Annotated in this window: 16 protein-coding genes; 9 read left to right on the forward strand and 7 right to left on the reverse strand. The window is 61.1% G+C overall.

What is annotated here, in order from left to right; all coding sequences use genetic code 11:
* The 4 genes from dnaA to gyrB are packed head-to-tail and all read left to right on the forward strand — an operon-like array spanning position 1 to position 6,233.
* Positions 1 to 1,545, forward strand: coding sequence for a chromosomal replication initiator protein DnaA (gene dnaA / locus MRBLPB4O_RS00005; RefSeq protein WP_341797174.1), 1,545 nt, complete (start codon positions 1 to 3; stop codon positions 1,543 to 1,545).
* A 40-nt stretch (positions 1,546 to 1,585) separates the two neighbouring features.
* Entirely contained in the window at positions 1,586 to 2,689 is a 1,104-nt protein-coding gene (gene dnaN, locus MRBLPB4O_RS00010) for a DNA polymerase III subunit beta (protein WP_016497344.1), read from the forward strand.
* A 15-nt stretch (positions 2,690 to 2,704) separates the two neighbouring features.
* Positions 2,705 to 3,808, forward strand: a complete 1,104-nt coding sequence (recF, locus tag MRBLPB4O_RS00015) for a DNA replication/repair protein RecF (protein WP_341797175.1) — start codon at positions 2,705 to 2,707, stop codon at positions 3,806 to 3,808.
* Between the two features lie 4 nt (positions 3,809 to 3,812).
* Complete coding sequence (gene gyrB, locus MRBLPB4O_RS00020; protein ID WP_016497346.1) at positions 3,813 to 6,233, forward strand: DNA topoisomerase (ATP-hydrolyzing) subunit B; 2,421 nt, start codon at positions 3,813 to 3,815, stop codon at positions 6,231 to 6,233.
* 63 nt (positions 6,234 to 6,296) lie between these two features.
* Here the strand turns inward: gyrB and MRBLPB4O_RS00025 are convergent, their stop codons facing one another.
* Together MRBLPB4O_RS00025 and MRBLPB4O_RS00030 are read right to left on the reverse strand one after the other, a co-directional pair.
* Positions 6,297 to 6,704 (reverse strand): RcnB family protein, encoded by a 408-nt coding sequence (locus tag MRBLPB4O_RS00025; protein WP_019470311.1) that lies wholly within the window; start codon positions 6,702 to 6,704, stop codon positions 6,297 to 6,299.
* Between the two features lie 164 nt (positions 6,705 to 6,868).
* Entirely contained in the window at positions 6,869 to 8,161 is a 1,293-nt protein-coding gene (locus MRBLPB4O_RS00030) for a sigma 54-interacting transcriptional regulator (protein WP_341797176.1), read from the reverse strand.
* A 220-nt stretch (positions 8,162 to 8,381) separates the two neighbouring features.
* On the opposite strand from MRBLPB4O_RS00030, the gene MRBLPB4O_RS00035 reads away from it, so the two are divergent.
* From MRBLPB4O_RS00035 to MRBLPB4O_RS00045, 3 genes are read left to right on the forward strand one after another with little or no spacing between them, the layout of a single operon-like run.
* Complete coding sequence (locus MRBLPB4O_RS00035) at positions 8,382 to 9,266, forward strand: MBL fold metallo-hydrolase (RefSeq protein WP_341798941.1); 885 nt, start codon at positions 8,382 to 8,384, stop codon at positions 9,264 to 9,266.
* Positions 9,267 to 9,305: 39 nt separating this feature from the next.
* Positions 9,306 to 10,574, forward strand: a complete 1,269-nt coding sequence (locus tag MRBLPB4O_RS00040) for an FAD/NAD(P)-binding oxidoreductase (RefSeq protein WP_341797177.1) — start codon at positions 9,306 to 9,308, stop codon at positions 10,572 to 10,574.
* The gene (locus MRBLPB4O_RS00045) at positions 10,571 to 11,389 is read left to right on the forward strand and encodes a sulfite exporter TauE/SafE family protein (protein ID WP_341797178.1); all 819 of its coding nucleotides are present in this window, start codon (positions 10,571 to 10,573) and stop codon (positions 11,387 to 11,389) included. Before MRBLPB4O_RS00040 ends, MRBLPB4O_RS00045 begins: the two co-directional genes overlap by 4 nt.
* On the opposite strand, the gene MRBLPB4O_RS00050 is transcribed toward MRBLPB4O_RS00045, so the two are convergent.
* Positions 11,378 to 12,265 carry a LysR family transcriptional regulator gene (locus MRBLPB4O_RS00050; RefSeq protein ID WP_016497358.1) on the reverse strand — a complete coding sequence of 296 codons (888 nt, stop codon included), beginning with the start codon at positions 12,263 to 12,265 and terminating at the stop codon, positions 11,378 to 11,380. The genes MRBLPB4O_RS00045 and MRBLPB4O_RS00050 overlap by 12 nt on opposite strands.
* A gap of 240 nt (positions 12,266 to 12,505) precedes the next feature.
* On the opposite strand from MRBLPB4O_RS00050, the gene MRBLPB4O_RS00055 reads away from it, so the two are divergent.
* Entirely contained in the window at positions 12,506 to 14,152 is a 1,647-nt protein-coding gene (locus MRBLPB4O_RS00055) for a GMC family oxidoreductase (protein WP_341797179.1), read from the forward strand.
* A gap of 97 nt (positions 14,153 to 14,249) precedes the next feature.
* Complete coding sequence (locus MRBLPB4O_RS00060; RefSeq protein WP_016497360.1) at positions 14,250 to 15,869, forward strand: MFS transporter; 1,620 nt, start codon at positions 14,250 to 14,252, stop codon at positions 15,867 to 15,869.
* A gap of 177 nt (positions 15,870 to 16,046) precedes the next feature.
* Here MRBLPB4O_RS00060 and MRBLPB4O_RS00065 read toward each other — a convergent pair whose 3' ends face one another.
* The 4 genes from MRBLPB4O_RS00065 to glyQ all read right to left on the reverse strand — a co-directional run bounded on the left by MRBLPB4O_RS00065 (position 16,047) and on the right by glyQ (position 20,405).
* Entirely contained in the window at positions 16,047 to 16,817 is a 771-nt protein-coding gene (locus tag MRBLPB4O_RS00065) for a lysophospholipid acyltransferase family protein (RefSeq protein WP_016497361.1), read from the reverse strand.
* A gap of 61 nt (positions 16,818 to 16,878) precedes the next feature.
* Positions 16,879 to 17,406: a D-glycero-beta-D-manno-heptose 1,7-bisphosphate 7-phosphatase gene (gene gmhB / locus MRBLPB4O_RS00070; protein WP_341797180.1), complete on the reverse strand. Its 528-nt coding sequence runs from the start codon at positions 17,404 to 17,406 to the stop codon at positions 16,879 to 16,881.
* Positions 17,407 to 17,409: 3 nt separating this feature from the next.
* A complete protein-coding gene (glyS, locus tag MRBLPB4O_RS00075; RefSeq protein ID WP_341797181.1) occupies positions 17,410 to 19,461 on the reverse strand; it encodes a glycine--tRNA ligase subunit beta in 2,052 nt (683 codons plus the stop codon).
* On the reverse strand, positions 19,458 to 20,405 hold the full coding sequence (gene glyQ / locus MRBLPB4O_RS00080) for a glycine--tRNA ligase subunit alpha (RefSeq protein WP_019471032.1): 948 nt from the start codon (positions 20,403 to 20,405) through the stop codon (positions 19,458 to 19,460). The genes glyS and glyQ overlap by 4 nt, the downstream gene beginning before the upstream one ends.
* Positions 20,406 to 20,432: the final 27 nt, after the last annotated feature.

Raw genomic sequence — 20,432 nt, forward strand, 5'->3', positions numbered from 1 at the left:
GTGTCAGTGGAACTTTGGCAGCAGTGCGTGGAGCTTCTGCGCGATGAACTGCCTGCCCAGCAATTCAACACCTGGATCCGTCCGCTACAGGTCGAAGCCGAAGGCGACGAGTTGCGCGTCTATGCGCCTAACCGTTTCGTTCTCGATTGGGTCAATGAAAAGTACCTGGGCCGCTTGCTCGAGCTGTTGGGTGAAAACGGCAGCGGAATTGCGCCTGCCCTTTCCTTATTAATAGGCAGCCGTCGCAGCTCGGCTCCGCGGGCTGCGCCCAACGCGCCAGTCAGCGCTGCCGTGGCCGCTTCGCTGGCGCAGACCCGGGCGCAGACCCAACCTCAGAGGCCTTTGCCGGTAGCGGCCGCAGTCGAGCCTGCGGCTGTAACAGCGGCAGAGCCTGTGCTGGTCAATGAAATGGCCGAGCCGTCGTCGCGTGACAGCTTCGATGCCATGGCCGAGCCCGTCTCGCCGCCAGCCAGCAATACCCGGACCGAACAGCGCACTGTGCAGGTGGAAGGTGCGCTCAAGCACACCAGCTACCTGAACCGCACCTTCACTTTCGACACCTTTGTTGAAGGTAAGTCGAACCAGTTGGCGCGCGCGGCTGCCTGGCAGGTGGCCGATAACCCCAAGCATGGCTACAACCCGCTGTTCCTGTATGGCGGCGTGGGCCTGGGTAAAACCCACCTTATGCATGCTGTGGGTAACCACCTGCTGAAGAAGAACCCGAACGCCAAGGTCGTGTACCTGCACTCGGAGCGCTTCGTCGCAGACATGGTCAAGGCGCTGCAGCTCAACGCCATCAACGAATTCAAGCGCTTCTACCGTTCAGTGGATGCGTTGCTGATCGACGATATCCAGTTCTTTGCTCGCAAAGAGCGCTCGCAGGAAGAGTTTTTCCACACCTTCAACGCCCTGCTTGAGGGCGGCCAGCAGGTAATTCTTACCTCTGACCGTTACCCCAAGGAGATCGAAGGCCTGGAAGAGCGCCTGAAGTCGCGCTTTGGTTGGGGGCTGACGGTGGCTGTAGAGCCACCAGAGCTGGAAACCCGCGTAGCGATCCTGATGAAGAAGGCCGATCAGGCCAAGGTCGAGCTGCCACATGATGCGGCCTTCTTCATTGCCCAGCGCATTCGCTCCAACGTACGTGAGCTAGAAGGTGCACTGAAGCGGGTGATTGCCCACTCGCACTTCATGGGCCGCGACATCACCATCGAGCTGATCCGTGAGTCGCTGAAAGACTTGCTGGCGCTGCAAGATAAACTGGTGAGTGTGGATAACATTCAGCGAACCGTCGCCGAGTACTACAAGATCAAGATCTCTGATCTGTTGTCCAAGCGTCGTTCGCGTTCTGTCGCGCGTCCACGTCAGGTGGCCATGGCCCTGTCCAAGGAGCTGACCAACCACAGTCTGCCGGAAATCGGCGACATGTTCGGTGGTCGCGACCACACGACCGTGCTGCACGCCTGCCGCAAGATCAACGAATTGAAGGAATCCGACGCGGACATCCGCGAGGACTACAAGAACCTGCTGCGGACGCTGACGACCTGATGGCCGTCTGCGCAGCTAATTGAAGGCAAGGGACTAGACCATGCATTTCACCATTCAACGCGAAGCCCTGTTGAAACCCCTGCAACTGGTCGCCGGTGTCGTAGAGCGCCGTCAGACCTTGCCGGTCCTGTCCAACGTATTGCTGGTCGTACAAGGCCAGCAACTGTCGTTGACCGGTACCGACCTGGAAGTCGAACTGGTAGGCCGCGTACAACTGGAAGAGCCGGCCGAGCCTGGCGAAATCACTGTGCCGGCGCGCAAGCTGATGGACATTTGTAAAAGCCTGCCGAACGACGCCCTGATCGATATCAAGGTCGACGAGCAGAAACTGTTGGTGAAGGCCGGCCGCAGCCGCTTCACCCTGTCTACCCTGCCAGCCAATGACTTCCCGACTGTGGAAGAAGGCCCGGGTTCGCTGACCTGCAACCTGGAACAGAGCAAGCTGCGCCGTCTGATCGAGCGCACCAGCTTCGCCATGGCCCAGCAGGATGTGCGCTATTACCTCAACGGCATGCTGCTGGAGGTTTCCCGTAACACTCTGCGCGCAGTTTCCACTGACGGCCACCGCCTGGCGCTGTGCTCCATGACCGCGCCGATCGAGCAGGAAGATCGCCACCAGGTCATCGTGCCACGCAAAGGTATCCTGGAACTGGCCCGCCTGCTGACCGACCCGGAAGGCATGGTCAGCATCGTCCTGGGCCAGCACCACATTCGCGCCACAACCGGTGAATTCACCTTCACTTCCAAACTGGTGGATGGCAAGTTCCCGGACTACGAGCGTGTACTGCCCAAGGGCGGCGACAAGCTGGTGGTTGGTGACCGCCAGGCGCTGCGTGAAGCCTTCAGCCGAACTGCGATTCTTTCCAACGAAAAGTACCGCGGTATTCGCTTGCAACTGGCTGCTGGCCAACTGAAGATCCAGGCCAACAACCCTGAGCAGGAAGAAGCTGAAGAAGAGATCAGCGTGGACTACGAAGGTAGCTCGCTGGAAATCGGCTTTAACGTCAGCTACCTGCTGGACGTGCTGGGCGTGATGACTACCGAGCAAGTTCGTCTGATCCTGTCCGACTCCAACAGCAGTGCGCTGCTGCAGGAAGCTGGCAATGACGATTCTTCCTACGTTGTCATGCCGATGCGCCTGTAACCTGTAGCAGGCGCAATGTCCCTTCGACGGATCATGGTCACCGCGGTGCGCAACTTGCACCCGGTGACCCTCTCGCCCTCCCCCCGCATCAATATCCTTTTCGGCGCCAATGGCAGTGGCAAGACCAGTGTGCTTGAAGCTGTGCACTTGCTCGGGCTTGCGCGGTCATTTCGCAGCACCCGCCTGAACCCGGTCATCCAGTATGAGCAGTCTGCCTGTACCGTATTTGGTGAAGTGCAGTTGGCTGAAGGTGGCACCAGTAACCTGGGTGTCTCTCGAGAGCGGCAGGGAGAATTCACCATACGCATCGATGGGCAGAATGCACGTAGCGCCGCCCAGCTGGCGGAACTGTTACCGCTGCAGCTCATCAACCCAGACAGTTTCCGGCTGTTGGAAGGTGCCCCGAAAATACGCCGCCAGTTCCTGGATTGGGGTGTGTTCCACGTGGAACCTCGTTTTTTGCCAGCCTGGCAACGGCTGCAGAAGGCGCTGCGGCAGCGGAACTCATGGTTGCGTCATGGTACACTTGACGCAGCTTCGCAAGCCGCCTGGGACCGGGAATTGTGCCTGGCCAGCGCGGAAATAGATGAATACCGTCGCAACTACATCAAGGCCTTGAAGCCTGTCTTCGAGCGAACCCTGAGCGAACTGGTCGAGCTGGACGGGTTGACCCTGAGCTACTACCGAGGCTGGGACAAGGACCGGGAACTGCAAGAAGTACTCGCATCCTCTCTCCTTCGCGATCAGCAGATGGGCCATACCCAGGCCGGTCCGCAGCGTGCTGATCTGCGTCTTCGTCTGGCTGCCAACAACGCGGCCGACATCCTGTCGCGGGGTCAGCAAAAGCTGGTGGTGTGCGCATTGCGCATTGCCCAAGGCCACCTCGTCAGCCAGGCTCGTCGCGGTAACTGTATTTATCTCGTGGATGACTTGCCGTCCGAACTGGACGACAAGCATCGCCGCGCGCTGTGCCGCTTGCTTGAAGAATTACGCTGCCAGGTTTTCATCACCTGTGTAGATCACGAATTACTGAGGGAAGGCTGGCAGACGGAAACGCCAGTTGCTTTGTTCCACGTGGAACAAGGCCGTATCACCCAGACCCACGACCATCGGGAGTGAAGGCATGAGCGAAAATCAAACGTACGACTCCTCTAGCATCAAGGTGCTGAAAGGTTTGGATGCCGTACGCAAGCGTCCCGGCATGTACATTGGCGACACCGATGATGGTAGCGGCCTGCACCACATGGTCTTCGAGGTGGTCGACAACTCGATCGACGAAGCCCTCGCCGGTCACTGCGATGACATCACCGTCATCATCCACACGGACGAATCCATCAGTGTGCGCGACAACGGTCGCGGCATTCCGGTCGACGTGCATAAAGAAGAAGGCGTTTCCGCAGCCGAGGTCATCATGACCGTACTGCACGCCGGCGGTAAGTTCGATGATAACTCCTACAAAGTATCTGGCGGCTTGCACGGTGTAGGTGTTTCTGTTGTGAACGCCCTGTCCGAGAAGCTCGTGCTGACCGTTCGCCGTAGCGGCAAGATCTGGGAGCAGACCTACGTTCACGGCGTACCACAAGCGCCGATGGCTGTTGTCGGTGAAAGCGAAACCACCGGTACGCACATCCACTTCAAGCCGTCGGCTGAGACCTTCAAGAATATTCACTTCAGCTGGGACATCCTGGCCAAGCGTATTCGCGAGTTGTCGTTCCTCAACTCGGGCGTTGGCATTCTGCTGAAGGACGAGCGCAGCGGTAAGGAAGAGTTCTTCAAGTACGAAGGCGGCCTGCGTGCGTTCGTCGAGTACCTGAACACCAACAAGACGCCAGTCAACTCCCAGGTGTTCCACTTCAGCGTTCAGCGTGAAGACGGCGTGGGCGTGGAAGTTGCTCTGCAGTGGAACGACAGCTTCAACGAAAACCTGCTGTGCTTCACCAACAACATTCCACAGCGCGACGGTGGCACCCACTTGGTGGGCTTCCGTTCTTCGCTGACCCGTAGCCTGAACAGCTACATCGAACAGGAAGGCCTGGCCAAGAAGAACAAGGTGGCGACCACGGGTGACGACGCCCGTGAAGGCCTGACCGCGATCATCTCGGTGAAGGTACCGGACCCCAAGTTCAGCTCGCAGACCAAAGACAAGCTGGTTTCCTCGGAGGTGAAAACCGCCGTGGAACAGGAGATGAACAAGTACTTCTCTGACTTCCTGCTGGAAAACCCGAACGAGGCCAAGGCCGTCGTTGGCAAGATGATCGACGCTGCTCGTGCGCGTGAAGCGGCACGTAAAGCCCGCGAGATGACTCGCCGCAAAGGTGCGCTGGATATCGCCGGCCTGCCAGGCAAGTTGGCGGACTGCCAGGAGAAGGACCCTGCCCTTTCCGAACTGTACCTGGTGGAGGGTGACTCCGCAGGTGGCTCGGCCAAGCAAGGTCGTAACCGTCGTACCCAGGCGATCTTGCCGCTGAAGGGTAAGATCCTCAACGTCGAGAAAGCACGCTTCGACAAGATGATCTCGTCCCAGGAAGTGGGCACGCTGATCACTGCGCTTGGCTGTGGTATCGGCCGCGAAGAGTACAACATCGACAAGTTGCGTTATCACAACATCATCATCATGACCGATGCTGACGTTGACGGTTCGCACATCCGTACCCTGCTGCTGACCTTCTTCTTCCGTCAGTTGCCGGAACTGGTCGAGCGTGGCTACATCTACATTGCCCAGCCGCCACTGTACAAGGTGAAAAAAGGTAAGCAGGAGCAGTACATCAAGGACGACGAGGCCATGGAGGAATACATGACCCAGTCGGCCCTGGAAGACGCTAGCCTGCACCTGGACGAGTCGGCCCCAGCGGTTTCTGGCGTGCAGCTGGAAAGCCTGGTGAACGAATTCCGTAGTGTCATGAAGACCCTCAAGCGCCTGTCGCGTTTGTACCCGGAAGAGCTGACCGAGCACTTCGTCTACCTGCCTGAGGTGACCCTGGAGCAGTTGGGTGACCACGCGGTGATGCAAGCCTGGCTGGCCAAGCTGCAGGAGCGTCTGAACTCCAGCCAGAAGTCTGGCCTGGCTTACAACGCCAGCCTGCGTGAAGACAAAGAACGCAACGTATGGCTGCCGGAAGTGGAAATCACCTCCCACGGCCTGGCCAGCTACATCACGTTCAACCGTGACTTCTTTGGCAGCAATGACTACCGGACCGTCGTCAACATCGGTGCCAAGCTTTCCAGCCTGTTGGGTGAAGGTGCTTACGTACAACGTGGTGAACGCCGTAAGGCTATTGTCGAGTTCAAGGAAGGCCTGGACTGGCTGATGAACGAGACCACCAAGCGCCACACCATTCAGCGATACAAAGGGCTGGGTGAGATGAACCCGGACCAGCTGTGGGAAACCACCATGGACCCGACCGTTCGCCGTATGCTCAAGGTCACCATCGAGGATGCGATCGCTGCTGACCAGATCTTCAACACCCTGATGGGTGATGCAGTCGAGCCGCGTCGTGAGTTCATCGAAAGCAACGCCTTGTCGGTGTCGAACCTGGACTTCTGATCAGGTGTAAAACGACAGACACTAAAAAGCCCGCTGATGCGGGCTTTTTAGTGTCTGCAAAAATCAGTAGCCGGTAAGAATGTTCACGATCCTGCCACTGGCGATCGACATCAATACATAGTCGCCGTTCACATACAACCAACGGTGATCGCGTGGTGGTGCATACAGGTGGCGCGCTTTCCAGTCGGTTACCCAGTAACGGTCACCACGGTAATGCGGGTCAACGGCATGACCACGCTGCCATTGCTGATGAGGTACCGGCATGCCTTGTTGTGGACGGAAGTTCGGATCACGGTAAGCAGGACCGCGGCCATTGTCATGTCGACCCTGTTGCTGGGGCTGACCATGAGGCGAGTTGCCTTGGTGCGATGGGCCGCCATCATGTCGGTCTGGTGGGCCCGGCTGCGCGAAGCTGGCCAACGGTGCGCTGAACATGAGCGCGGCGCAGATCACGGTTAGGGTTTTCTTCATTTGTTGCGGTCCTCTGCCTGTTAACGCCCGGTTGTCACTGTCTGGGTACCGGGTGTGGTTCACCAATCAGACCACGGTTCTAGCCGTTTAATGTAAGGGCAGAGGTAAAGGTCGGGTAAAGGTGCAGGTGGGGCGATCACCGTGGGAGCGTTTGCCGATACTCGTTAATTCAGCCCCAGGGCCTTCAAGCGGCGATAGAGCGTGCGTTCACTCATGCCAAGATGGCTGGCAAGTTCGCTGCGCGAGCCCTTGAACTGTTCCAGCGCCTGCGCCAGCTCACCCAAGTCATTACGACGGCCGCTTCCTTTCAGCGCCCCCACCGGCCGGATATCTTCCGGTAAGTGCTCGGGTCGAATCAGCCCGTCATCGGCAAACAGACGCGCCCTTTCCAGGATGTTGCGCAGCTCGCGGATATTGCCCGGAAACGCATGCAACCCAAGTTGCTGCAAGGCATCGTCACTCAGCCTGGGCGTCGGCTTGCCAGACATGCGCTGGAGCAGGCTCTGCGCAAGCAGCGGCAGATCTTCCACCCGCTCTCGCAATGCAGGCAAGCGGATCGGGAAACCGCTGATACGGTAATACAGGTCTTCACGGAAGGTGCCATCCGCAACCATCTGTTTGAGCGGCTTGTGGGTGGCCGATACCAGGCGAAAATCCGAATGCACCGTGCGCAGGCTGCCCACCGGGCGGAAGCTGCCAGACTCGATCAGACGCAGCAGCTTCACCTGCATCGCCAGCGGTACTTCGCCAATTTCGTCGAGGAACAGGGTGCCGCCATGGGCCGCCTCAGCCAAGCCGATCTTGCGTTGGTTGGCACCGGTGAACGCGCCTTTCTCATAGCCGAACAACTCGCTTTCGAACAACGACTCCGTCAGGCCAGTGCAGTCGACCACCACCAGCGGGCCGTTTGCTCTGGGGCTGCCCATGTGCACCGCACGGGCGAACAGTTCTTTACCACTACCCGACTCGCCTTGCAGCAGCACCGGGATCTGCGCTGGCGCCGCACGTTGCAGGCTGGCCAAGGCAGCCTTGAAAGCTGGGGCCCGGCCGACCAGGCCTTGCTCCTGAGGTTGCGCTGACGCGAGGGTGATGGTGGTCAGGCGTTCGACAAAGGCCACCACCCTGCCCTGTTCATCCAGAATCGGGCGCAGCTCGACATCGACATGCTCGGGGCCGCGTGGTGTGTGATGAACATGCAGCACTCGCTCGGGCACCTTGCTGTCCCAGGCCTTGCGCATGGGGCAATGCTCGCCGGCCTGGTCGCACGGTACGGCGTAATGGTGCGACACCTTGTGGCACTTCTCCCCCAGCGGGGCTTGGTCATGGTGGCCGAACTGGCGGCGATAGGCGGCGTTGGCGGCCAGGATGTTGTAGTCGGTGTCCAGCACGATGGCCGGCAGGGCATCGTGCTCAAGGTAGGAAACCAGAGCTAGGATGAGGGGATGGGCTTCAGGCATGACGGCACCGTTTGGATGACTGAGCAGCGTAACAAGGACTGCCAAACACTGCCATTGGCTGACAGTCGACTGCCACCTGCTCTGCCACTGCTGCTGCCAGTTGTCTGCAACGGGCCGGTTTCCTTGGCCCAAGCGCGCTGAAAAGGCTGGCATGCATCTTGATAAACCTCCTGTCACTGCCTACGCCTTGCAAGGCGGGGCGGATAAATTGGAGAACGTGATGATCATCGGCAACAACCTGCACGTGGACGCCTTTTACGATGAGGCGACCTCGACCATCAGCTACCTGGTCATGGACCGTGAAACCCGGCAATGCGCGTTGATCGACAGCGTGCTGGATTACGACCCCAAGTCCGGGCGCACCTGCAGCGCTTCGGCCGACCGCCTGATCGAACGCGTGACCGAACTGAATGCCAGCGTGCGGTGGGTACTGGAAACCCATGTACACGCCGACCATCTTTCAGCAGCCGCCTACCTGAAGGAAAAGCTGGGCGGCCATACCGCTATCGGCGCGCACATCACCCAGGTGCAGAAAGTATTCGGGGCCTTGTTCAATGCAGAACCTGGCTTCGCCCGTGATGGCAGCCAGTTCGATGTGCTGCTCGAAGACGAGGAAGGGTTCCGTATCGGCAACCTGCACGCCCGGGCACTGCACACGCCCGGGCATACGCCCGCATGCATGAGCTTCATGATCGAAGACGCCGGCGAGATCGCGGGGTTTGTGGGTGACACCCTGTTCATGCCCGACTATGGCACTGCCCGGTGCGACTTCCCCGGGGCCGATGCCCGTACCCTGTATCGCTCTATCCGTCGTCTGCTGGCTTTCCCCGACCAGACCCGGCTGTTCATGTGCCACGACTACCTGCCAGGTGGCCGCGACATGCAGTACGTCACCACCGTGGCCGAGCAGCGCGCCAGCAACATTCATATTCACCAGGGCATCGATGAGGACAGTTTCGTCGCCATGCGCGAAGCCCGTGACAAGACCCTCGACATGCCGGTGCTGATCCTGCCTTCGGTGCAGGTGAACATGCGCAGCGGCCAGCTCCCCGCGCCGGAAGAGAACGGCGTGAGCTATCTGAAAATCCCGCTGAACAAGCTGTAACCGCCCTGCCCCATAATCAGATTTCCAGGATTTACCGCCATGCCTGCCTTGTTGTCCCCTGCCAATACCGACCACCACAAAGTCGTCATCGTCGGTGCCGGTGCCTCGGGTATCGCCACCGCTTCCAGCCTGGTCAGCCGTGACCCGTCGCTGGACGTTGCCTTGATCGACCCTGCCGACGTGCATTACTACCAACCCGGCTGGACCATGGTCGGTGCCGGTGTGTTCACGGCACCGAGTACCGCCCGCACCATGGCTTCGACCATCCCGCGCGGTGTGCGCTGGGTCAAGGCGCGGGTGCAGGGTTTCGACCCTCTGGGCCAGCTGGTCATCCTTGAGGACGGCCGCGCCATCAGCTATGAACAGCTGGTGGTCTGCCCCGGGCTCACGCTGGACTGGGCGGGCATCGATGGGCTCAGCGAAACCCTGGGCCGCAACGGTGTCACCTCCAACTACCGCTATGACCTCGCGCCCTACACCTGGGAGCTGGTACAGAAACTCAAGCAAGGCCGCGCGGTGTTCAGCCAGCCGCCCATGCCGATCAAATGTGCGGGCGCGCCGCAAAAGGCGCTGTACCTGTCTTGCGACCACTGGTTGCGCAACGGCCATCTTGGTGCGGTGAAAGCCAGCTTCTTCAATGCCGGTGCAGTCTTGTTCGGTGTGGCGGACTATGTGCCCGCGCTGATGAAGTACATCGAAAAATACGCGGTAGACCTCAATTTCTCCCACCGACTGGTCGCCGTGGATGGCCCGAACAAGCGCGCCACCTTCGTGCGCACCCTGCCCGATGGCAGCAGCGAAACGCGCATCGAGGCTTTTGACATGCTCCACGTGGTACCGCCACAAGTGGCGCCGGCGTTTATTCGCGAAAGCCCGTTGGCCGATAATGGCGGCTGGGTCGATGTCGACCCGCATACCCTGCGCCATCGCAAGTACACCAACATCCATGCCCTGGGTGACGTGGCCAATACCAGCAATGCCAAGACCGCCGCAGCGGCCCGCAAGCAGGCGCCGGTAGTGGCCAACAATGTGCTGGTGGCACTGGGCCGGCTGCCCACCCTCGCCCAGTACGATGGCTATGGTTCGTGCCCGCTGACGGTAGAGCGCGGCAAGATCGTCCTGGCCGAGTTCACCTATGGCGGCAAACTGGCACCGAGCTTTCCCAGTTGGTTGCTGGATGGCCGCAAGCCGACGCGCCTGGCCTGGTTGCTCAAGGCGCAGGCGCTGCCGCCGCTGTACTGGCAAGGCATGCTCAAGGGCCGCGAGTGGCTGGCGCGCCCGCAGCTGGTAGCCGAGGGTGGGCAGTGATCGAACATCAATTGTTGGGGGCGGGCCTGGGCGCGATCATCGGTGCGGTGCTGGCGTTGACCGGCGCCGGCGGTGGCATTCTTGCTGTGCCCTTGCTGGTGTTCGGCCTGGGGCTGTCGATGGTCGAGGCTGCACCGGTCGGACTGTTGGCCGTAGGCATGGCGGCGGCGGTTGGCGCAGTGCTGGGGCTGCGTCAGGGGTTGGTGCGTTATCGGGCGGCGCTTTTTATCGCGCTGATCGGCGTAGCAGCGGCGCCGTTCGGGCTGATGCTGGCGCACCGCTTGCCGAATACACCTTTACAGTTGGTGTTTGCCGGAGTGCTGGTGTACGCCTGCCTGCGTATCTGGCGTAAGGCGGCCAGGGAACTGCGCGGTGAGGCCAATGACGCCCATCGCTATATCGAACCCTGTGTGCTGAACCCGTTGCAAGGCCGCTTGCGCTGGACCCTGCCCTGCGCACGCGCCTTGGCATTCACCGGTGCCTTGTCCGGGCTGCTGTCGGGTTTGCTCGGGGTTGGCGGTGGTTTTGTCATCATCCCGGCCCTGAACCGCTATACCAACCTGCGCATGGCCAGCATCGTGTCCACCTCGCTGGCGGTGATCGCACTGGTGTCCACCGGCAGTGTGGTCAGCGCCAGCTTGGCGGGTGTCATGCATTGGCAGGTCGGAGCCCCGTTCGCATCAGGCGCGGTGCTCGGCCTGCTGCTGGCGCGGCCATTGGCGGCCAGGCTGGCCGGGCCGCGTTTGCAGCAGATGTTTGCGGTGGCCGGTTGGACCGCGGCATTGCTGCTGGCTGGCAAGGCGCTATTGGGCTAGCAGCGCGTCCTGTTCTGCCGCGCACAGCGCCAGCAGGTAGTCCCACACCACCCGCAGGCGCACTGACTTGTGCAGCTCGCGGCGGGTGCAGATCCAGTAGCTGCGCTGGATGGTCTCGCCAGGCAGTACGCGCACCAGCGTCGGGTCGTCGTGAGCCATGTAGTTGGGCAGTACGGCGATGCCCAGCCCCGCGCGGGCAGCAGCCTGTTGGGCAATGACGCTGGTGCTGCGAAACACCACGGTCGGTGCCCGGCAGAAACTGTTGAGAAACAGCAGCTCCTGGCTGAACAGCAGGTCGTCGACGTAGCCGATCCAGTTGTGCCGGGCCAGGTCTTCGCGGTTGCGCAACGGCGGTGCTTGGTCCAGGTAGCCCTGGCTGGCGTAGAGCGCCAGGCGGTAGTCGGTGAGCTTGCGGGTTATCAACAGGTCGGCGTTGGGGCGTTCCAGGTGAATGCTGATCTCCGCTTCGCGGTTGAGGATGCTGACAAAGCGCGGCACCGCCACCAGTTCCACCTCCAGGCCCGGGTAGCGCTCGAACAACGCGTTCATGCGTGGGGTGAAGAACATGATGCCGATGCCTTCGGTCACCCCCAGGCGAATTTTGCCCAACGGGGTGATGGCCTGGGTGATTTCTTCCTGCGCCAACAGCGCGACGTTTTCCATGGCTTCTGCATGCTTGAGCAGGGCTTGGCCGGAGGGGGTCAGCTCGTAGCCCTGGGCATGCTGCACAAACAGTGCTGTGCCCAGGCTTTGCTCGATGCTCTCGATGTGCCGGGCCACGGTGCTGTGGGTAGTGTTGAGGCGCTTGGCGGCGGTAAGCAGGCGGCCGCTGCGCTGCAACTCGAGGAAAAACCGCAGATCGTTCCAGTCGAACATGCTGATCCTTTTTGGCAGTTCGTTCCGGCCTCTTCGCGGGCATGCCCGCTCCCACAGGTACAGAGAACATCCTGAAGGTAACGAGATCCCTGTGGGAGCGGGCGAGCCCGCGAAGAGGTCGGTCCAGGCTTACCCCTGTGCTAAAACGCACAACGGCTGCGCGAAATCTCGTGTTTCACCCACGAAATTACGCACTAAGATGGATCGGGACAAGAATAAAAAACGGGCGCGAGGTTGCACATGCCATCAGCCGATTCTGTCTTCGACTACGTGGTCGTAGGGGCCGGTCCCGCCGGTTGCCTGCTGGCCAACCGTTTGTCCGCCGACCCATCCTGCCGCGTTTTGCTGCTGGAAGCAGGTGGCCGCGACAACTATCCCTGGATTCACATCCCCGTCGGCTATCTCTATTGCATCGGCAACCCGCGCACTGACTGGTGCTTCAAGACCGAGGCGCAGCCAGGCCTGGGGGGGCGCGCACTGGGCTACCCACGCGGCAAGGTGCTCGGTGGCTGTTCTTCAATCAACGGCATGATCTACATGCGTGGCCAGGCGGCGGACTATGACCGCTGGGCCGAGCAAGGCAATGACGGCTGGGCCTGGAAGGACGTGCTGCCGCTGTTCAAGGCCAGCGAAAACCACTTCGCCGGCGCCAGTGAGCACCACGGCGGTGACGGCGAATGGCGGGTCGAGCGCCAGCGCTACAGCTGGCCGATCCTTGATGCTTTCCGCGACGCCGCCGAGCAAAGCGGTATCGGCAAGGTCGACGACTTCAACACAGGCGACAACCAGGGCTGTGGATACTTTCAGGTCAACCAGCGTAGCGGTGTGCGCTGGAATGCCTCCAAAGCTTTCCTGCGGCCGATCAAGGACCGCACCAACCTCACCGTGCTGACCGGTGTGCAGGTTGACCAGATACTGCTCAACAACACCCGGGCGCGGGCGGTGAAGGCGTTTTGGCAAGGTGCCTGGCATGAGTTTGCGGCGCGCCGTGAGATCATTCTTTGTGCCGGCGCTGTCGGTTCACCCGGCATCCTGCAGCGCTCCGGTATCGGCCCGCGGCACCTGCTGGAAGGTTTGGGCATTGGCGTTCGTCACGATATGCCCGGCGTCGGTGGCAACTTGCAGGACCACCTGCAACTGCGCCTGATCTATCAGATCCGCAACACCCGCACCCTGAACCAGATGGCCAATAGCCTCTGGGGCAAGATGGGCATGGGCCTGCGCTACCTCTATGACCGCAGCGGCCCGCTGGCGATGGCGCCAAGCCAGCTGGGCGCGTTCGTGCGCTCGGGCCCGGAACAGGCCACAGCCAACCTGCAGTATCACGTACAGCCGCTGTCACTGGAGCGTTTCGGTGAGCCGCTGCACCCGTTCCCGGCCTTTACCGCATCGGTGTGCAACCTGCGCCCGGTAAGCCGCGGGCGTATCGATATCAGCAGCACCGACATGAACAGCACGCCGCTGATCGACCCCAACTACCTCAGCGACCCACAGGACCTGCGCGTGGCCGCCGATGCCATCCGCCTCACCCGGCGCATCGTGCAGGCCCCTGCCCTTGCAGCGTTCGACCCCAAGGAATACCTGCCAGGCCCAGCCTTGCAAACCGAGCAAGAGCTGTTCGAGGCAGCCGGCAAGATTGGCACCACCATCTTCCACCCGGTGGGTACCTGCCGCATGGGCAGTGGTGCCCTGGACGTTGTGGATAACCAGCTGCGGGTACACGGCATCCCCGGTTTGCGCGTGGCCGATGCCTCGATCATGCCGCAGATCACCTCCGGTAATACCTGTTCACCGACCCTGATGATCGCCGAGAAGGCGGCGCAATTGATCCTCAAAGGAGCTGCTACCCAGACCTACTTGAACGAAGACGCAATACCGACCCCCTGACCCGGGTGCGTGCAACACCGGCGGCTCGCGGTCAGAAGCCGCCGACAGTGGAACAAAAAGAATAATCACTGTGGCCTGCGGGCCGAGGACAGCAACGATGTCGGATTACATCCAGGAACAGGATGCGGTGGCCAGCAGCCCCAGCCGCCGTGAAGAACGCAAGATCATTTTCGCGTCATCCCTCGGGACGGTTTTCGAGTGGTATGACTTTTTTCTCTATGGAGCGCTGGCAGCGGTCATCAGCAAGCAGTTCTTTGCTGGCGTGAACGACACCACCGCCTTCATCTTCGCCCTCATGGCCTTTGCCGCCGGCTTCCTGGTGCGGCCGTTCGGTGCATTGGTGTTCGGCCGCCTGGGCGACATGATCGGGCGCAAGTACACCTTCCTGGTCACCATCGTGCTGATGGGCCTGTCCACATTCGCCGTGGGGCTGTTGCCCACCTATGCCAGCATCGGCATTGCCGCACCGATCATCCTGGTGATCCTGCGCATGCTGCAGGGGCTGGCGCTGGGCGGTGAGTACGGCGGTGCTGCCACCTATGTCGCCGAGCATGCCCCCCAGGGCAAGCGGGGCTTCTACACCGGTTTCATCCAGTCCACCGCCACCCTTGGCCTGTTGCTGTCGCTGCTGGTGGTGCTGGGCAGCCGCTACATCAGTGGCGACCAGTTCGAAACCTGGGGCTGGCGCTTGCCGTTCCTGCTGTCGATCGTGCTGCTGGCCATCTCCACCTGGATCCGCATGAGCATGCACGAGTCGCCGGCCTTCGTGAAAATGAAGGCCCAGGGAAAGGTCAGCAAGTCGCCGATCCGTGAGTCGTTCACCTCCTGGCCGAACCTGAAAGTAGTGCTGACCGCGCTGTTCAGCATCAACGCCGGGCAAGCCGTAACCTTCTACACAGCGCAGTTCTACGTGTTGTTCTTCATGACCCAGATGCTGAAGATGGACCCGGCCCAGGCCAACACCCTGCTGATTATCAGTGTGGTGATTGGTGCGCCGTTCTTCGTGTTCTTCGGCTGGTTGTCGGACCGCATTGGCCGCAAGCCGATCCTGATGCTCGGCCTGCTGCTGGCCACGGTGCTGTACTTCCCGCTATTCAAGGCGCTGAGCCACTACGCAAACCCTCAGATCGACGCCGCCAGCCGGCAGGCGCCGATCGTGGTCACCGCCGACCCGCAAAGCTGTACCTTCCAGTTCGACCCGGTGGGCAAAGCGCGTTTCGACAGCCCGTGCGACAAGGTCAAGACGTTCCTGGTCAAGCAGGGCCTGCCGTACAGCTCGGTAAGCGTGGCCGGCAGCGATGTGGTGGTCAATATTGGTGAAAAGACCATCAATGGCTACGACGAAGCGGCCATGCGCAGCGCAGTGGAGCAGGCTGGCTACCCGGCCAAGGCCGACCCAGGGCAGGTCAACCAGGTCATGGTGGTGGTGCTGATCGTGGCGATGATCCTGATCGCTACCATGACCTATGGCCCGCTGGCAGCCGTGATGGTCGAACTGTTCCCGACCCGCATCCGCTACACCTCGATGTCCCTGCCCTACCATATTGGCAATGGCTGGTTTGGCGGCTTCCTGCCAACCGTGTCGTTCGCGCTGGTGGTGTATACCGGGGATATCTTCTACGGGCTGTGGTACCCGGTGCTGGTGACCGGGATCAGTTTGGTCGTGGGGATTTTCTGCCTTAAAGAGACCAAAGACGTGGATCTCGACAAGGTCTGAGGCTGTTCACAGGGCACAAAAAAACCGGCTGTAAAAGCCGGTTTTTTTATGCCCCAAAAAAACTTATGCACGATTTTAAGAAAAATGTCACACGTAGAAATAAACAGCTAATTCAACGACTTATCGTTCACTTCAAGCATTTGATCGAAAAACTGCTCACAAGTTATCCACAGATCATCAAGCGGTCTGCTGTTGGGTTTTTTCATCGGCTGGCGGCAGCGAACCCAAGGCCCGTTGGGTAGCTTCGTTCCACGCCGCTGCGCGGTCGTTGAGCTCGGCGATGGCACGTGGCCCGGTGCCATTGGCGTACATCGGCTCGCCAATCACCACCTCGATGGTACCGGCACGCTTGCCCCAACCGGTCTTCGGCCAGAACTTGCCGGCATTGTGGGCAATCGGCAGCACCGGCAGCCCGGCATTCACGGCCAGCGCAGTACCGCCGCGGGAGAACTTGCCCACGGTGCCGTACGGCACGCGGGTGCCTTCCGGAAAGATCAGCACCCACGTCTTCTGCTTGAGCAGCTCGTCGCCTTTGCTTGCCACCTGGCGCAACGCTTCCTTTGGGTTGTCGCGGTTGATCGCGATCGGCCGCAGCATGGCCATGGCCCAACCGAAGAACGGCACGTACAGCAGTTCACGCTTGAGCACCTGGCTCAGCGGCGAAAAGTACTGGGAAAGGAAGAACGTTTCCCAGGTGCTCTGGTGGTTGGACAGGATCACGCAGGGCTCATTCGGCACGTTCTCGGCGCCGGTGACCTTGTAGTCGATGCCGAGAATGGTGCGCACCAGGAACAGCGCGCAGCGACACCAGTACACGTTGATGAACCTGTAGCGCTTGGGGAACGACAGGAACGGCGCGATGAAGAAGCTCAGCGAGCACCACAGCAGCGAACTGGTGCCCAGCAGCAGGTAAAAAAGAAAGATTCTGATCGCCTGCAGGATCGACATAGTGGCTTGTACCGTTGCGGGGCATGCCCGCCTGAGAAAAATGCGCCCGAAGGCGCACCGTTTAAATTAGTTCTCTGGCGATAGCTGCCAGATCGTCGAAAATCAGTGTAGTTTCAGGGACACCTTTTTCCAGGGTCCGCTCGCCCTTGCCGGTTTTCACCAACACGGGTTGTGCACCGACGGCCAGGGCGGCCTCCAGGTCACCTTTGCTGTCGCCGACGAACCAGACGCCTTGCAGGGCGACGTGGTAATGCTCGGCAATCGCCACCAGCATGCCAGGCTTTGGCTTGCGGCAATCGCAGCCTGCGTCCGGCCCGTGCGGGCAATACACGATATGGCCCACCTCGCCCCCCTGCTCCGCCACCAGCTCGCGCAGGCGTGCGTGCATGGCTTCCAGGGTTGCCAGTGTGTAATAGCCACGGGCAATGCCGGACTGGTTGGTGGCCACGGCCACCGTCCAGCCCGCTTTGCTCAACTGCGCGATGGCCTCGACCGAGCCAGGGATCGGCACCCATTCTTCCAGCGTCTTGATGTAGGCGTCGGAGTCATGGTTGATGACCCCGTCACGGTCGAGAATCAGCAGTTTCAAGGCTTACCCCAGCAGCGAAATGTCGGCCACGCCCAGGAACAGGCCGCGCAGGCGGCTGAGCAGGGCATAACGGTTGGCGCGTACCTTGGCGTCTTCAGCGTTGACCATCACCGCCTCGAAGAAGGCGTCGACCGGGTCACGCAGGGCCGCCAGGCGGGCCAGCGATTCACTGTACTGGCGTGCAGCAGCCATCGGTTGCACGGCCTGGTCGGCCTGCTGGATGGCCGAGTACAGCGAGAACTCGTTGGCGTTGTCGAAGTACTTTGGCTCGACCTGTTCGGCGATGGCGCCTTCGGCCTTGCTCAGCAGGTTCGATACACGCTTGTTCACCGCGGCCAAAGCTTCGGCTTCTGGCAGCTTGCGGAAAGCCTGCACGGCCTGTACGCGCTGGTCGAAGTCAAGAGCGGAGCCTGGCTGCAGGGCACGCACCGACAGGTAGGTGGCCACGTCGATGCCTTCGTCTTCGTAACGCGCACGCAGGCGGTCGAAGATGAATTCCAGTACCTGATCGGCCAGGCCAGCGGCCTTGACCTTGGCGCCGAACTGCTTGACTGCGAACTCGACCGCACCGGTCAGGTTCAGGTCCAGCTGCTTCTCGATCAGGATGCGCAGCACGCCCAGGGCGGCACGGCGCAGGGCGTACGGGTCCTTGCTACCGGTGGGCAGCATGCCGATGCCGAAGATGCCAACCAGGGTGTCGAGTTTGTCGGCGATGGCCACAGCAGCACCGGTGAGGGTCTGCGGCAGCTCGGCGCCAGCACCGCGCGGCATGTACTGCTCGTTCAGGGCCAGGGCGACGTCCTGCGGCTCACCGTCGTTGAGCGCGTAGTAGTAACCGGCAACACCCTGCATTTCAGGGAACTCGCCGACCATCTCGGTGGCCAGGTCGCACTTGGACAGCAGGCCGGCACGGCCGGCGCGCTGTGCGTCGCCGCCGATCAGCGGGGCAATGAACGCAGCCAGTCTGGAAACACGCTCGGCCTTGTCGTACACAGTGCCCAGCTGAGCCTGGAACACCACGTTTTTCAGGCGCTCGTTGAAGGTTTCCAGCGGCTGCTTCTTGTCCTGCTTGAAGAAGAACTCGGCGTCGGTCAGGCGCGGGCGCACGACCTTCTCGTTGCCTTGCACGATCTGCTTCGGGTCGCGGCTCTCGACGTTGGCCACGGTGATGAAGCGCGGCAGCAGCTTGCCTTCGCTGTCCAGCAGGCAGAAGTACTTCTGGTTGTCCTGCATGGTGGTGATCAGGGCTTCCTGTGGCACTTCAAGGAAACGCTCCTCGAACGAGCACACCAGCGGCACTGGCCACTCGACCAGGGCAGTCACTTCGTCCAGCAGCGCAGGCGGCACGATGGCGGTGCCTTCCTGCTGCATGGCCAGCTCGGCAGTACGCTTGCTGATCAGCTCGCGGCGCTCGGCGAAGTCGGCGAGCACGTAGGCTTTGCGCAGGTCTTCGACGTAGTTGGCCGGGGTGGTGATGACGACGTTTTCCGGGTGGTGGAAGCGGTGGCCACGGGATTCACGGCCGGCTTTCTGCGACAGGATGGTGCAGTCGACCACCTGGTCGCCCAGCAGCATCACCAGCCATTGCGTCGGGCGCACGAACTCTTCACGGCTGGCCGCCCAGCGCATGCGCTTGGGAATCGGCAGGTCGTTGAGCGAATCTTCGACGATGGTTGGCAGCAGGCCGACGGTGGACTTGCCCGGGATATGCTGGGAGAAGCGCAGCTTGGCGCCGCTCTGGTCGATTTCCGACAGATCTACACCGCATTTCTTGGCAAAGCCAAGAGCAGCCTGGGTCGGCTCGCCGTCTTTGAAAGCAGCCTGCAGGGGCGGGCCGTCGATGTTGATACTGCGGTCAGGCTGTTGCACGTCCAACTGGCGGATCAGCACGGCCAGGCGGCGCGGCGCGGCGTACACCTGTTTGCCGGTGTAGTTCAGGCCAGCGGCCTGCAGGCCTTTCTCGATGCCGGCCAGGAAGGCGTCGCCGAGGGTGGCCAGGGCTTTGGGTGGCAGCTCTTCGGTGCCCAGTTCTACCAGGAAATCTTGAGCACTCATTGTGCAGCCTCCAGCTTAGCCAACACTTCGTCACGGAGTTCAGGGGTGGCCATCGGGAAGCCCATGCGTGCGCGGGCTTGCAGATAGCTTTGCGCCACGTCCCGGGCCAGGGTACGTACACGCAGGATGTAACGCTGGCGCTCGGTTACCGAGATGGCGCGGCGCGCGTCCAGCAGGTTGAAGGTGTGCGAGGCCTTCAGGACCATTTCGTAGGTCGGCAACGGCAGATCGAGCTTGATCAGGCGGTTGGCTTCGCTTTCGTAGAAGTCGAACAGTTCGAACAGCTTGTCGACGTTGGCGTGTTCGAAGTTGTAGGTCGACTGTTCCACTTCGTTCTGGTGGAACACGTCGCCGTAGGTGACCTTGCCGAACGGGCCGTCGGCCCACACCAGGTCGTACACCGAATCGACGCCCTGGATGTACATGGCCAAGCGCTCCAGGCCGTAGGTGATTTCACCGGTGACCGGGTAGCACTCGATACCGCCTACCTGCTGGAAGTAGGTGAACTGGGTGACTTCCATGCCGTTCAGCCAGATTTCCCAGCCCAGGCCCCAGGCGCCGAGGGTCGGCGATTCCCAGTTGTCTTCGACGAAGCGGATGTCGTGCACCAGCGGGTCCAGGCCGATGGCTTTCAGCGAGCCGAGGTACAGCTCCTGGAAGTTGGCCGGGTTGGGCTTGAGCACTACCTGGAACTGGTAGTAGTGCTGCAGGCGGTTTGGGTTTTCGCCATACCGCCCGTCGGCAGGGCGACGGCTAGGCTGCACGTAGGCGGCGTTCCAGGTTTCTGGGCCGACGGCGCGCAGGAACGTGGCGGTATGGAAAGTGCCGGCGCCTACTTCCATATCGTAGGGCTGAAGCACCACACAACCTTGAGCTGCCCAGTAGTTCTGCAGGGCGAGGATCAGGTCTTGGAAGGTACGCACGGCTGGCGTAGGCTGGCTCACGAAATTCACCTGTATCTGGGGATGCGG

The organism is Pseudomonas sp. LPB4.O (assembly GCF_038383825.1).
GTDB classification, from domain to species: Bacteria; Pseudomonadota; Gammaproteobacteria; order Pseudomonadales; family Pseudomonadaceae; genus Aquipseudomonas; species Aquipseudomonas putida.

What these genes read in the sequence shown, in the direction of transcription:
- dnaN (WP_016497344.1), top strand. Translation starts at nt 1,586, where the DNA reads ATGCATTTCACCATTCAACGCGAAGCCCTGTTGAAACCCCTGCAACTG.
- recF (WP_341797175.1), top strand. Translation starts at nt 2,705, where the DNA reads ATGTCCCTTCGACGGATCATGGTCACCGCGGTGCGCAACTTGCACCCG.
- gyrB (WP_016497346.1), top strand. Translation starts at nt 3,813, where the DNA reads ATGAGCGAAAATCAAACGTACGACTCCTCTAGCATCAAGGTGCTGAAA.
- MRBLPB4O_RS00025 (WP_019470311.1), bottom strand. Translation starts at nt 6,704, where the DNA reads ATGAAGAAAACCCTAACCGTGATCTGCGCCGCGCTCATGTTCAGCGCA.
- MRBLPB4O_RS00030 (WP_341797176.1), bottom strand. Translation starts at nt 8,161, where the DNA reads ATGCCTGAAGCCCATCCCCTCATCCTAGCTCTGGTTTCCTACCTTGAG.
- MRBLPB4O_RS00035 (WP_341798941.1), top strand. Translation starts at nt 8,382, where the DNA reads ATGATCATCGGCAACAACCTGCACGTGGACGCCTTTTACGATGAGGCG.
- MRBLPB4O_RS00040 (WP_341797177.1), top strand. Translation starts at nt 9,306, where the DNA reads ATGCCTGCCTTGTTGTCCCCTGCCAATACCGACCACCACAAAGTCGTC.
- MRBLPB4O_RS00050 (WP_016497358.1), bottom strand. Translation starts at nt 12,265, where the DNA reads ATGTTCGACTGGAACGATCTGCGGTTTTTCCTCGAGTTGCAGCGCAGC.
- MRBLPB4O_RS00055 (WP_341797179.1), top strand. Translation starts at nt 12,506, where the DNA reads ATGCCATCAGCCGATTCTGTCTTCGACTACGTGGTCGTAGGGGCCGGT.
- MRBLPB4O_RS00060 (WP_016497360.1), top strand. Translation starts at nt 14,250, where the DNA reads ATGTCGGATTACATCCAGGAACAGGATGCGGTGGCCAGCAGCCCCAGC.
- MRBLPB4O_RS00065 (WP_016497361.1), bottom strand. Translation starts at nt 16,817, where the DNA reads ATGTCGATCCTGCAGGCGATCAGAATCTTTCTTTTTTACCTGCTGCTG.
- glyS (WP_341797181.1), bottom strand. Translation starts at nt 19,461, where the DNA reads ATGAGTGCTCAAGATTTCCTGGTAGAACTGGGCACCGAAGAGCTGCCA.